13 protein-coding genes are annotated in these 12,164 nt (G+C 61.9%); 4 read left to right on the forward strand and 9 right to left on the reverse strand.

Annotated features, from left to right (window positions below; genetic code table 11):
- Positions 1 to 34 precede the first annotated feature (34 nt).
- The 4 genes from ACKI2N_RS14660 (at position 35) to ACKI2N_RS14675 (ending at position 4,483) form a co-directional block, all read left to right on the forward strand.
- On the forward strand, positions 35 to 1,165 hold the full coding sequence (locus ACKI2N_RS14660; RefSeq protein WP_420993376.1) for a glycosyltransferase: 1,131 nt from the start codon (positions 35 to 37) through the stop codon (positions 1,163 to 1,165).
- Positions 1,165 to 2,421, forward strand: coding sequence for a lipopolysaccharide biosynthesis protein (locus tag ACKI2N_RS14665; RefSeq protein ID WP_420993377.1), 1,257 nt, complete (start codon positions 1,165 to 1,167; stop codon positions 2,419 to 2,421). The genes ACKI2N_RS14660 and ACKI2N_RS14665 overlap by 1 nt, the downstream gene beginning before the upstream one ends.
- On the forward strand, positions 2,418 to 3,527 hold the full coding sequence (locus tag ACKI2N_RS14670) for a glycosyltransferase family 4 protein (protein WP_420993378.1): 1,110 nt from the start codon (positions 2,418 to 2,420) through the stop codon (positions 3,525 to 3,527). The genes ACKI2N_RS14665 and ACKI2N_RS14670 overlap by 4 nt, the downstream gene beginning before the upstream one ends.
- Positions 3,528 to 3,634: 107 nt before the next feature.
- Positions 3,635 to 4,483 carry a Wzz/FepE/Etk N-terminal domain-containing protein gene (locus ACKI2N_RS14675; protein WP_420993379.1) on the forward strand — a complete coding sequence of 283 codons (849 nt, stop codon included), beginning with the start codon at positions 3,635 to 3,637 and terminating at the stop codon, positions 4,481 to 4,483.
- A 95-nt stretch (positions 4,484 to 4,578) separates the two neighbouring features.
- Here the strand turns inward: ACKI2N_RS14675 and ACKI2N_RS14680 are convergent, their stop codons facing one another.
- The 9 genes from ACKI2N_RS14680 to ACKI2N_RS14720 form a co-directional block, all read right to left on the reverse strand.
- Positions 4,579 to 5,271, reverse strand: a complete 693-nt coding sequence (locus tag ACKI2N_RS14680; protein WP_420993380.1) for a class I SAM-dependent methyltransferase — start codon at positions 5,269 to 5,271, stop codon at positions 4,579 to 4,581.
- Between the two features lie 207 nt (positions 5,272 to 5,478).
- Positions 5,479 to 6,252: a class I SAM-dependent methyltransferase gene (locus ACKI2N_RS14685; protein WP_420993381.1), complete on the reverse strand. Its 774-nt coding sequence runs from the start codon at positions 6,250 to 6,252 to the stop codon at positions 5,479 to 5,481.
- Positions 6,253 to 6,412: 160 nt separating this feature from the next.
- Complete coding sequence (rffA, locus tag ACKI2N_RS14690; RefSeq protein WP_420993382.1) at positions 6,413 to 7,561, reverse strand: dTDP-4-amino-4,6-dideoxygalactose transaminase; 1,149 nt, start codon at positions 7,559 to 7,561, stop codon at positions 6,413 to 6,415.
- A 58-nt stretch (positions 7,562 to 7,619) separates the two neighbouring features.
- Positions 7,620 to 7,997, reverse strand: a complete 378-nt coding sequence (locus ACKI2N_RS14695) for an EamA family transporter (RefSeq protein WP_420993383.1) — start codon at positions 7,995 to 7,997, stop codon at positions 7,620 to 7,622.
- A gap of 60 nt (positions 7,998 to 8,057) precedes the next feature.
- Entirely contained in the window at positions 8,058 to 8,744 is a 687-nt protein-coding gene (locus ACKI2N_RS14700) for a metallophosphoesterase family protein (protein WP_420993384.1), read from the reverse strand.
- Positions 8,725 to 9,699, reverse strand: coding sequence for an ATP-grasp domain-containing protein (locus ACKI2N_RS14705; RefSeq protein ID WP_420993385.1), 975 nt, complete (start codon positions 9,697 to 9,699; stop codon positions 8,725 to 8,727). The genes ACKI2N_RS14700 and ACKI2N_RS14705 overlap by 20 nt, the downstream gene beginning before the upstream one ends.
- Before the next feature lie 100 nt (positions 9,700 to 9,799).
- Positions 9,800 to 10,525, reverse strand: coding sequence for a methyltransferase domain-containing protein (locus ACKI2N_RS14710; RefSeq protein ID WP_420993386.1), 726 nt, complete (start codon positions 10,523 to 10,525; stop codon positions 9,800 to 9,802).
- Positions 10,518 to 11,459, reverse strand: coding sequence for a glycosyltransferase family 2 protein (locus ACKI2N_RS14715; protein WP_420993388.1), 942 nt, complete (start codon positions 11,457 to 11,459; stop codon positions 10,518 to 10,520). Before ACKI2N_RS14715 ends, ACKI2N_RS14710 begins: the two co-directional genes overlap by 8 nt.
- Entirely contained in the window at positions 11,456 to 12,151 is a 696-nt protein-coding gene (locus ACKI2N_RS14720) for a WbqC family protein (RefSeq protein WP_420993389.1), read from the reverse strand. The genes ACKI2N_RS14715 and ACKI2N_RS14720 overlap by 4 nt, the downstream gene beginning before the upstream one ends.
- Positions 12,152 to 12,164: the final 13 nt, after the last annotated feature.

Genomic DNA, 12,164 nt, shown 5'->3' on the forward strand with positions numbered 1-12,164 from the left:
GCAGCCACGCGGCCCCGGCCCGATTCGCCCGCCCATGCGCATCCTGCTGCTCAGCACCGGCCTGAAACTCGGCGGCGCCGAACAGCAGGTGGCCGCGCTGGCGCGGCAGTTCATCGCGCTGGGCCATGCGGTCGCGGTGGTTAGCCTCACACCCGGCTGCGAGGTGGACGTGCCCGGGGCGGCAACCCTGCTCTGCCTGGACATGCGCAAGACGCCCTGGTCGATGGCGCGCGCCTTGTGGCGCTTGCGCGGCTTCATGCGCGCATGGCGGCCCGACGTCATCCATGCGCACATGATCCACGCCAACCTGTTTGCGCGCGCGCTGACGCGCATCGCACGCACGCCGCCAGTGGTGTGCACCGCGCACAGCTATCGCGAGGGCGGCCAGTTGCGCATGCTCGCCTACCGGCTGACCGACCGCTGGGCCACGCTCACCACCCACGTCAGCGCCGACGGGCGCCAGGGCATGATCGATGCCGGCGCGGTACGGCCCGAGCGCATCGTCGTGGTGCCCAACGGCATCGACATCGAACGCTTCCGGCCCCGCCCCGAACTGCGGCAGGCCACGCGCGCCGCCCTCGGCATGGCGCCCGGCGCGATGCTGGTCCTCAATGTCGGCAGGCTGGTCCCGGAGAAGGCGCAAGACCTCCTGCTCGAAGCATTCGGCCGCCTCGACATGGCAACGGTACCCGACCGCACGCCGCACCTGGCGATCGCCGGTGACGGCCCCGAGCGTGCCGCACTGGCCAGCGCCATCGACCGGCTCGGGCTGACCGGCCGCGCCACGCTGCTGGGCATGCGGCGCGACATTCCCGAACTGCTGAGCGCGGCCGATCTGTTCGTCCTGTCCTCGCGCATCGAGGGCATGCCGCTTGTCATTGCCGAAGCGCTCGCATGCGGCTGCCCGGTCGTCTCCACCGATGCGCCCGGCGTCGCCGACATGCTCGGCGATGCGGGACAGATCGTCCCACGGGGCGACGCCGCCGCCCTGTCCGCCGCCATGCGCCGCGCGCTTGAGGCCGGCGCCGGCTCGCCCGAAGCCCAGGCCGCGCGCCGCCAGCGCATCGCCGCGCGCTTCGGCATTGAGGCGGTCGCCCGCCAGTGGCTGGACTGCTACGCCAGCCTCGCCGCCGCGCGCGGCGCGCGTTGCGCGGAGCCCGCCTGATGCGCCGCCGCGTTGCAGGCAACCTGTTCTGGATGCTCGCCGAGCGCGGCATCCAGGTCACCGCCGGCATCGGCATCGTCGCCATGCTCGCGCGCGCGCTCGGGCCCGAAGGCTTCGCCCACTTCCAGTACGCGCAGGCCGTGGTGCTGATCGCCGCCTCGGTCGCGCTGATCTGCGGCGGCGAAGTCGTCGTGCCCAGGCTGGTCGCCACGCCATCGCCGCAGGCGCAGCACCGGCTGCTTGCCCACGCGTTCTCGCTGCGGATCGGCGGCGCCGTGCTCGGCTACCTGCTGATGTGCGGCTACCTGCTGCTGCAACGGCCCGCCGCCGAAACCTGGGCCGCGGCGCTGCTGCTCGGCATCGCCATCCTGCTGCGCGAACCGTTCGGCATCGTGGTCGCCTGGATGCAGGCCCACACCAACAACCGGCCGAATACGCTGTTCAGCCTGGCCTCGCTGGCTGTCAAGGGAGGCCTCGTGGCGGCCCTGTTCACCGCGGGCGCGCACAGCGTGCCCTGGTTCGCCGGCGCCTTCGCCGCCGAAGCGGTCATCCTGGCCGGCCTGCTGGCGGTCTACTACCTGACGCACGCCGAACGCGGCCGCGTGCAATACGATTTGCGCTTCACCCGCGAACTCATGCGCAACGGCGCGCTGTTCTGGGTCAGCTTCATGCTGATGATGGGCGCGCGCCGGATCGACCAACTGGTGCTGCAGCCGGCGGTAACGCTCGCGGACTTCGGCGCGTATGCGGCCTGCATGCAGATTCTGGACAACTACACGGTGGTGGCCACCATCCTGGCCGCCGGCGTCGCACCGATCTACGTGTACAGCAGGGCCGAGTTCGCAACGGCACGCGCCAACATCGCCCGCATCGCCATCGGCATGACGGCGATCGGCCTCGGCGGCGCAGTCCTGATCGCCATCGGCGCGCCATGGATCGTCCAGTTGCTCTACGGCCACGCCTTCTCCTCCTCCGCCTCCCTGCTGCGCGCCGCCGCGCTCTCGTCGACGCTGATCTTCGCGGACGTCGGCCTGACGCTGCTGCCGGTCTATCTGCGGCGGCCCGAGTGGATCGCCATCAAATGGGGCGTGGTGCTCGGCGTCACGCTGGCCTTCGATCTCGTGATGGTGCCCGCCTACGGCGTCTGGGGCGCGGTAGGCGGCTATACGGCCGGCAATGCCGTGGCCGTGGCATTCGGGCTGTGGCTGTGGTGGCGCGGCAAGAAAGCCGCCGCACTGGCCACCTCATCCTCATGAAGACGCTGCCGACGATCTGCTTCCTGACCGGCACGCTCAACGCCTTTGCAGGTGCCGAGCGGATGACCGCGGTCATCGCCAATGCGCTCGCCGAGCGTGGATATCCGGTATGGATCCTGAGCCTGTGGGACGCTCGGAGCTGCTTTGCGCTGCACTCCGCCGTGAGGCATCACGCGCTGTTCGCACAGCGGCCGTCGTTCAAGCGAGCCTACTTGTCCACGGTTTCCGGCATCAGGCGTTTCGTCAGCGCACATCGCATCGATGTGCTGATCGAGGTGGACACCATGCTGACGTTGTTCACGCTGCCGGCAACGCTCGGTCTCAAGGTACGCCGTATTGCATGGGAGCATTGCCATTTCGACGAGGACCTGGGCAAGCCGGCGCGGCGGATTGCGCGGCGGCTTGCGGCCAGGTTCGATGATGCGGTGGTGGTGCTGACGGAGCGGGACCGTCAGCGGTGGATGGAGGCGCTGACGCCACGGTGCCGCGTCGAAGTCATTCCAAATCCGCTGCCGTTTCCATTTCCGGCCGTGCCTGCCAACCGCCAATCGAAGACGGTTCTGGCGGTGGGCCGGCTGGTGCACGCGAAGGGATTCGATGTGCTGTTGAATGCGTGGGCACTGGTTGCACCCGGCCATCCCGACTGGCGGCTCGAAATCGTCGGCGAAGGCGAAGAACGTACCGCGCTCGAATCGCTGGTCCGCGAGCTGGGCATTGCCAGTTCGGTCAGCATGCCGGGGACACGCCAGGACGTAGAGTCATGCTACTGCAGCGCGGCGATCTTCTGCCTGAGCTCGCGCTACGAAGGCTTCGGGCTGGTGTTGCTGGAGGCGATGGCGTTCGGGTTGCCGGTGGTGTCGACGGATTGCGAGACAGGGCCGAGGGAACTGGTGCGGGATGGAGAGAACGGGTTGGTTGCACGCCTTGAGAATTCTGGATCGTTAGGAGAAAAACTCTCAATATTGATGGACGACATGTCTTTGCAGGAAACGCTTGCGCGAGAGGGCAGGCACTTTGCCACCCCGTTCGGCACCGACGTGATCGCCACAAGATGGCAGCCGTTGCTTGCCGTGGTCGAGCGCACGCCCCATCTCGGCACCGTCTAGCAAGCTTGCGCCAGCAAAAGCAGGGAATGCGCATCAAAACAGGGCGATGTTGTGATCCGCGTTACAATCGACCACTCAAATGTACAAAGCTTCTTAGGCTTGTCCCCATGCCGTTTACACCAGAAAACTCGCCCGAGAACCTTTCCTCGAAAGCACTGCAATCGTTTCTCGCGAAATCCGCAAAGCTCCTGTTGGTAACCACTGTCATTGGCACTGCTGCCGCTATCGGATACTCCTTCTTCCAGCCGCCGCAGTGGACTGCGAAGATGACGGTGCAGATCGGCCAGGTGACGAGTCCTGGCGCGAGCGGAGGCAATACCAGCAAACTTATCGAGGCACAATTAACGGCATCTGACCGCTATAACCTGCCGAGCTTCCGCCTGGGCGTGCTCAAGAGCATGGGTCTGCCTACGCCGGATGCCGATCATGCGGAATCGGCGCTGCTCTTCGATTCGCTGCGGGCATCGCCAGCAAAAAGCCTGGATCTGATCAACGTCCAGGTCTCGGGATACTCTCGGGAACAAGCCATTCGTGCACTTGATGCCTCATTCAAGGCGCTGTCCGCAGAACATGAGAAGGTATATGCGCCTGCGATCGAACACATGAAAGCCGAACTCACTGACTCGTCGACGAAGCTTGCCGCAGCAGAACAGGACTATCAGCGGACATACACCACGCTGAAGTCGAACGAGAGTCGGACCACTACACAGGATCTATTCACTACCAATATCCTTGCCGTCGTCAGCGCGCGAGTCTTGACCCTGGGGCAGCAAAAGTTACAGCTTGAAGAAGGACTTGCGGACCTGAGGACCTACCCCACACGGGTGCTGGGAGAATACTACGCTCCCCAGCGCCCCTCGACGCCCGGCAAATTGCTGTATGCCGTAGCAGGCGCAGCCATCGGACTGATGGCCGGTCTCCTGATCGCGCTGGCGCGCAACACGCGTCGTTCGTAGGTGCCCGGGAGGGGAGGGCGAGCCCTGGCAAGATGAAGTCAGGGTTCGGGAAATATGCGTCTGCTATGGTCAAAAGGCTTTGACACGGTGGTCAGCTAGATCCGCTGATATCCTCCGCGCATCTGCTTGTGGATTACTTGCGCAGACAGCCGCTCCTGCGGATCCGCGGAATAGCGGTTGTCAGTGTGATTGAAGCAAACCGACTCCACCAGCTGAAAATGCGGAAACGCCGTGAACAGGCGACTATAGTCCAGTTTGTACGAGGTGATTTCAGCGCGGTGCGCGTAAGGGCGTGCGGTCGGCACGTCCGGCATGAAGTCCGTGATGCCGATCCAGCCACCATCGCGCAGGCAGCGATCCGCCTCGGCCACGACTCGCGTGATGTGTTCGCGGTCAACCAGGTAGAGGCAGAATCCGAACAGGGTGAAGTCCAGGGAATGGTCTGCAAAATCCAGCCTGTCCGCCGTCCCGACCCGCAGGTCCAGATGGGGAAACAACTGCAGACCCTTGCCAATCGCCTCGGCCGACGGGTCGATGCCGACGCCGCGGCACCCGGCCGCCTGGCAGATCGAGGCGAGGTTGACGCCCGATGAACTCCCGACTTCCAGTACCAGGTCGTCTTGCTTGATGTATTTCGTATACAGCGCCGCGGCCGCACTCAACTCGTCCGCGGAGCGCTTGTCGGAATAGAACGCGCGGTTGCGCTGGAAGTAGCGGTCGCCTTCCCCACCCGTTGAAAAAATTTCGTTCTGTCTTGCTGCCATTAAGGAATTCTCCAGTGTGGTCATGCGAAGGCCGATACGAAAAGATTGCACGGCGGCAACCCCCATGTACTTACTACAATACATGTACCATGCATTGTTAGAAGAGCCTAGCAGAGAGCCCCAACAGAAGAAAGGCCATCCAGCCCCTGTTGCCTATCGAATTTGTTTCAAAGAGATTCCAGCGTCATGGCAGCGCGCCATTGTGGCGCAGGAAGCAGCCGTACGGCGCACCTAGAACTTCGTTGCCACCAAGAGCAGCGAACCGCCAAATGGGAATCGCACCCCGACTTTGATGAACTGGCGCTCGATCGCCATGACCAGCAGCATCACGGCGTTGACAACAGGGTTGAGCCGCAGATCGGCCGCCGGATCGTACTCGGGAGAGTCCACCCGGTCAGGCCGGCGAGCCATATACATGAGGGGAAGCAGGAAACTCACGAACGAGGTCGTCAGGTCCACCGAAAATCCCGCCCGCTTCAGCTTGTCCGTCATCTCCGCGCGCGTATAGCGCCTCACATGGCAGGCCCGCTCATCCTGGTGACTCCACATGAACGGATGCTGCGGAACGGTTATCACGAGCTTTCCCTGTGGCTTGAGGGCCTTGTGGATCTCCGCGAGAACTCTCTCGTCCTCCTGGATATGCTCCAGCACGTCGAAGGTGCCGACGACATCGAACTCCGACCGAAATGGGATATCGCGTGCATCCATCTCGTAGAAATCGGCGGAAGGAACCCGCTTGCGCGCAAACGGCAATGCATTGCCGAACAGCTCGGTAGCCGAGAATTTCACCAGGGGCATTTCCTTCGCCAGCGCTGCAATCACGAATCCTGTGCCGCAGCCGATTTCGCAGAAGCTCGAGCCTGCCCGGAGCAGCGGCTTGGTCGCCCACAAAATGAGTTGATTCCTCGCCCGGAACCAGAAGCTATCGCTCTCGAGTTGGGCGAGCGTTGCGAAATCTTCCGCATGAAAACCCTCGCCCTGATTGACTTGTTGGCCTTGACGCATATCGGTGTCCGACACGGCCCCGGGGCCGCATAGCATGTTGGAATTCAATTTGGCCCGGCGCCAGTTCGCCAAGCCAAGGTACCGAGGTCGCTGACAGCATTGCCAGCAAGCACGCCCCTCGGGAGCGATGCAGCGGGACTGGCAACGACGTCAATCCGCACTAGGCGCGCTTGGTCAGAACCTCGGCGATCGTCTCGATCACTCGTGCCTGCTCTTGCGGCGAGAGCCCGACCCACAATGGCAGTCGCAGCAAGCGCTCTCCGGCCAAACAAGTCTCTGGAAGATCGCCTTCGGCCCGACAATAACGCAGTCCCGCCGGCGAGTTGTGAAGGGGAACGTAGTGAAAAACTGTCCAGATACCGCGCTGCTTCAGTTCAGCGATGACGTTCTGACGATCCAGCGACGAGGCAAGCAGAACGTAGTACATGTGGGCGTTGTGGCCACAGTCGGCAGGCACGATCGGCCGGCGCAGCGTCCCGTCGCGCTCCAGCGAGGCAAATGCCTGATGGTAGCGCTCCCAGATATCCAGCCGCTCACGCGTGATGCGCTCCGCCTCTTCCAGCTGCGCCCACAAAAATCCCGCCACCAACTCCCCGGGCAGAAAAGACGACCCGACTTCCTGCCAGGTGTACTTGTCGACCTCGCCGCGAAAAAACCGGCTGCGGTCGGTTCCTTTCTCCCGAATAGTCTCGGCCCGAATGCTGAATTCCGCATTGTTGACCAGCAACGCGCCACCCTCGCCCGAGATCACATTTTTGGTCTCATGGAAACTGTAGGCGCCGAGGTGTCCGATGCTCCCCAGAGCTCGCCCCTTGTAGGTCGACATCACTCCCTGCGCCGCGTCTTCGATCACCATCAACCCGTGCCGCTGCGCGATGCGCATGATGGTGTCCATCTCGCAAGCCACGCCGGCATAGTGGACCGGCACGATTGCGCGGGTGCGAGGCGTCAGAGCAGCCTCAATCAGTGACTCATCGATGTTCAGCGTGTCAGGCCGGATATCGATGAAGACGGGCTTGGCTCCCCGCAAAACGAACGCATTCGCCGTCGACACGAAGGTATAGGATGGCATGATGACTTCATCACCAGGCTCCAGGTCCAACAAGAGTGCCGCCATTTCCAGCGCCGCCGTACAGGAATGCGTCAACAACGCTTTGGCACTGCCGGTCTGCCGTTCGAGCCACGCGTGGCAACGTTTGGTAAAGGGCCCATCCCCCGCAAGCTGGCCATTGAAGTGCGCCTGCGCGATGTAATGGAGTTCCTTCCCGGTCATGTACGGGCGATTGAACGGCGTCGTCTTTTCTTTCATGTCATGACCCTGTACATGGTCTGCTTAAAGCTGGAAAAATGCCCGGACATCGGTTAATTCAGCCCTGGCTGGCCAGTATGGTACCGAATACGATGAATACCACACCGAATATCTTCAGCATGGACAAGGGCTCACCGAGCAACCAGGCACTGAGCATCAGCACTGCCACAAAACAAAGGCTGACGAAGGGATAGGCGTAACTCAGTTCGAACTTCGTCATCGCCACGATCCAGCACAGCGAAGCCAGGAACGCGGCAAAAATGCCCGAGAACACACCCGGGTCAAACAGCACGCGGATGACAAAAAGCGCCTTGTCCCAAAGCTCGACGGGCATCGTACCAAGCCGCTGCATGCGCCACTTCAGGATGACTTGACCATAAACGGTGAAGAAGATCGTCAAGAGAATCCAGAGGTAGTCCAGTGGACGTGCTTTCATCTAAATTGCATCATTGAAAGTTGAACGGGCCTACGACCGACACCACCGAATCCAACGGCGTCAGGAAACAGGGCGCGGCGACAGTTTCCCGCCGATGCGCGTGCCTCCGTAGAGGTTTTCGTAGTAGTAGGAGTTGAACCCCGCCGCCCGCATGGCCGCGGCCGTGCGATCTACGTCATACCCGACGCGATGGAGCGTAAACCCGGTGCCGTCCCATGTCGCAAAAGCGGCACCCGGATCGCCATCCCGCGGTTGTCCTACCGAGCCTGGATTGCAGTACGTTGCCTGCGCCCCTTGCCAGACGTACTGGACATGGAGATGCCCGGAAGCGAAGTAACGCCCGTCGAGATCGGCGAAATAGGCGTCGGAGGGCACGAGATATTCTTCGAGAGGATCGCGCCACCCGCCATGGATCATCCGCAAGCTTCCGGCCTCGAGTTCAAGTGGCAAAGCGCGCAGCCACTCCAGGTGTTCCACCGCAAGCACGGAACGCTGATAAGCCAGGCAGTCGTTCGCGCTCTGCGACCGCGGGCAAGGCTCACCACTGGCAAGATACCAGTCGTGGTTACCCATCAGCGTCGGAATATGCCGTTTGCGCAGCATGTCACAGCATGCATTGACTTCGCTGTAGTAACCTCCGACGTCTCCTAGGCAGTAGATCCCTTCGACCTGCATGGAATCCAGCGCGGCAAGCACGGCTTCCAGCGCGGTACTGTTGCCGTGTATGTCAGAAATGAGGCCGATCATGGATGACGTAGTCCTCGATATAACGCGCCGCAAACCCCTGCGAAATCATGGGCTGGTCGGGAAGCTTTCGCTTGATGAAATAGTCGACGCACATCTGGCTCTCGTTGTAACCAAAAGCCGCGCGCAGCGACGTGGACGAGGAGATGCGCGGATTGATCTCCAGCAGGCGCCACCCGCCCTCGTGAACGCGAAACTGCAGGTTGGTGGGCCCAAGCGGGTGAAAACGGGAAGCCAGCCGGGCGACGTCGGCGTCCAGCGTCGCGTCCCGCGCGACCCACGCCTTGGCGGTCGACCCGTCCGGCGCCAGCTTGCGCCTGAGCGTGATGGATGCCGCGATGCCGCCCGCTCCGTCACCAAAGATACCGACCGTATACTCCCCCTCATCCGACCCGACAATTGGCTGAGCGATCAGTTTGTCTCCCAGGTCGGTCGCGTGCGGTGCGAAGACTTCCGCCGACGTAACCCGCACAATGCCTTTCGAGGCATAGCTGCGACGCGGCTTCAGCAGGAACGGCACGCCCAGCCTGTCGGCCAGTTCGTCATAGCTACCCGAGGCCAGCGACGGAATGCGCACCCGGTCATTCGCCTCTTCCAGTGCCTGAAAGGTATGCCACTTGTCCTTGGACAGATCGACCAGAGCCTTGTCGTTGAGGACGCAGCGAATATGCCGGGCCTGCAGCGACTCGCGCGCGTCGGAAAGCCGGTGCAGATCCTGCTCGATGCCGGGCACGACGAGGTCGACGCCATGGCGCTCGACAATGCCGGCCAGCCAATCGAGGTAGCCGCTCGAACTCGTCAGCGGCGCCTGCTCGAAACCATCGCACCAGGCCTGTCCCACGGCATCCGGATAAATGTCGGCTCCAATTAGGCGATGCTCCGCGCCACTCGCGCGCAGCGAACGCAGTACGCCGTATCCGATGATTGCACCAACACCTGTCACCAGCACCGTGCTCATCGACCCTGCTCCATGGCCACGCACACGCGGCGTACTCTCGAAGAGCCCGAGCGGGATGGACCGAATCGGGAGAAAAAATCGTTCGACACAAGCTTGTCCATCAGCCGTGCGGCTCGGCTTCGGCGAGAAGCGCGCAGCTAAGCTCCGGGTAGCCGATCGCCAGTTGACAAAGAGCATCGGTGATGGCCGGGCTCAAGTCCAACTGCAGCAATTGGGCAGTGGTAAACGGCTTCAGGAAAATGCCTTCGATCGCGCAGATGTGGTAGCCGGCCTTCTCAAGTAGATCGAGCAGGCTCGCCTTGGAGTACTGCCGCAGATGTCCAAGCTCGCGATCCCCCTGTCCGAGCGCCATCATGTCCGCGAGCAGGCCCGCAGAGTGTCCCAGCCGACGATGCATGGACTCACCGTTCGGCACCGCCACGAAGCAGCGGCCGCCCGGCACCAGGAATCGCTTGAAATGCCGCAAGACAAGAGCCGGATCGACCACATGCTCAAGCACGAACCCCATCACGATGACGTCGAAGCGCTCTTCCGTCTCGAAGGATTCGAAATAGCTTTCGACGATCTCGGCAGTGCATTCCGGATGCTCGGCACGGAATTTCTCGATGACGGCGGCGGAGCCATCCACAACGAGGGTTCGCGCGAAGTAACGGGCAAACCGCAAGGTGGTATATCCATGCCCCACCCCCAGTTCGAGCACGCGCGCGGACGCAGGTACCTTATCGAGGATCCGCTTCGGATACCAGTTCAGTATCAGGTCATTGTCGAAAGAGTAGGCAAACCTCTCTCCGTATGCCTCGATGAATGAGTCAAGCCGATTAGTCACGTACAGGATTCCGGACAACGTTGCGGACGATATAGAGCGGGCGGCGTTTGACCTCCTGGAATATCTTGGCCACGTACAGCCCCAGCACTCCCAGCACGAGAATCATCGTGCCACTGAGAAACCATATCGACAGCATGACCGATGCGAAGCCGGACAGGACGGTATCGGGGGCCAGCAGCTTGCGCACCAGCAAGGCCACGCCGACGCCGATCGAGCCCAGCCAGATCAGGAGACCCAAGAGAAAAATGGCCGTGAGGGGGGCCACGCTGAACGAAGAGAAGGAATCCGCCACCTGGACCAGCTTGCGGGTCAGGCTATAGCTCGATGCCTGCGCGGCCGGCCGCTCGCTCTTGACCAGCAAGAGCTCCTCCTGCCTGAAGCCAGTCCATGCAAAGACGCCTGCGAGATAGAGCACGCGATCTCGCACCGAGAGCAATGCATCGACGTAGTCTCGCGTCATGAGGCGGCACGTCATCGGGTTGTGACCAATGCGTACCGAGGAGAACGCATTGAGCGCACGCCAGAACAGCTCTCCGAACGCGTTGGACCAGAAACTGGCGGTACGCTGGCGTTGCACGCCATAAACCACGTCCGCGCTGGTTTCATCCATGTGCCTGACAAACTCCAGGAGCCATTCTGGCTGCTCCTCCAGATCGGAATCGATCAGGAAAACACGCTCGCCCATCGCATGGCTCAGGCCGGCAACGATCGCGGCATGGTGGCCGAAATTGCGAGACAGGTCCACCACCGAAACCTTCGAGTCCGAAGCAGCCAGGATGGTCGCACGCTCCAGTGAGTCGTCAGGAGACCCGTCATTGACAAAGACAATCTCGTAGTCTTCGGTGACTTGACGCGCAGCAGCACTGACGCGGTCGTAAAACAGCGCGATGAACGGCGAAGAGCGATAGAGAGTGGAGACAATCGACAGCTTCATTTTCTTACATGCTTCATATAACGCGGAGCGTCTTCGCCGCAATTGAAAATCAGATCGAGTATGCTGACCCCGTGCTCGAATTCCCCCCAAAGCTGCGGATAAGGTTGGTAGCCGGAATAATCGAACCAGGAAACCCGGATACCACGCGCCTCAAATACGGCGACATCAAGGTAGTCTTGCGCGGCTGGCCCGGACACATATTCGGTCGCACCCGCCTGCCGGCAAAGTTCCGCCAGCCGTTCGGACCTGTCGCCACGTAATTCGTAGTCCGATGAATCCGAAATCTTCGTTGCGATACCAAGTTCCGCGCAGCCCCAGTCGAGCATGGCGCGATTCAGTTGCGACAAGTGTGTATATGCGCAATCTCGATACAACGGCTCCAGGCGCGCTGCGGTCTGCTTGAAGCAAGGCGCATGTCTGTAGTTCTGCTGCAGAATCTGCCAATGCGCGCGTGCCCAGGCAACGCCGTCGATCCGCGCCTCACGAATGGTCTGTCCGAAACGGCCACCTGTCTGCACCGGCACCGTCAGCCAACGCAAGCCCTGCTCGGTCTTGATCCGGTTGCGATTGCGCCAGTCGTTCTTGGTGTACTGGACACTATCGTACAGGACGAACTCGTCGACCGAGGCAATCATGTCGAAGTAGCCCTTCCAAGGCACGTAGTTGGACTGGACAATGGCGAGTTTTTTCATCTTGAAGTGCGTC

The organism is Cupriavidus sp. 30B13, from assembly GCF_049059565.2.
In the GTDB taxonomy this organism is placed as follows: Bacteria; Pseudomonadota; Gammaproteobacteria; order Burkholderiales; family Burkholderiaceae; genus Cupriavidus.